Annotated in this window: 1 pseudogene and 1 other annotated feature; the pseudogene reads left to right on the top strand. The window is 64.1% G+C overall.

The annotated features are described in order from the left end of the window. Nucleotides 1-626: pseudogene (locus ABD906_RS09795) on the top strand (IS3 family transposase); the annotation flags it as partial. Continuing rightward, nucleotides 105-221, top strand: a sequence feature (AL1L pseudoknot). (Overlaps the previous pseudogene by 117 nt.)

Consider the following 626-nt stretch of genomic DNA (forward strand, 5'->3'; position numbering starts at 1 on the left):
GGCATACGGCCTGGGCCGACGAGCGCGGAGCTGTCGCGGATCAAGGAGCTTGAACGGGAGGTTCGCGAGCTTCGTCAGGCCAATGAGATCCTGCGCAAGGCGTCGGCTTATTTTGCGATGGCGGAGCTCGACCGCCCACTGAAGCGATGATCGCCTTTATCGACGCTCACCGCGATGCGTACGGGGTCGAGCCGATCTGCCGTGTGCTGCCGATCGCCCCGTCGACCTGGCACGAGCATGCCGCCCGGCGCGCCGATCCTTCCCGATTGCCAGCCCGTGCAAAGCGGGATGAGGTCCTGAAGGAGGAGGTGCGGCGCGTGTTCGACGAGAACTTCGGCGTCTACGGCGTACGCAAGGTCTGGCGACAGATGAAGCGGGAGGGCTTCGACATTGCCCGTTGTACTGTCGCCCGGCTGATGAGGAGCATGGGCTTGCAGGGCGTGATCCGCGGCAAGCCGGTGAAGACCACCATCAGCGACAAGGCGGCACCTTGTCCACTCGACAAGGTCAACCGGCAATTCCCAGTCGCCGGCGCCGAACCGGCTGTGGGTAAGCGACTTCACCTATGTGTCGACCTGGAGAGGCTTTGTCTACGTGGCCTTCGTCATCGATGCCTATGCCCGCCG

The sequence above is a fragment of the Chelativorans composti genome (genome assembly GCF_039541695.1).
GTDB classification, from domain to species: domain Bacteria; phylum Pseudomonadota; class Alphaproteobacteria; order Rhizobiales; family Rhizobiaceae; genus Chelativorans; species Chelativorans composti.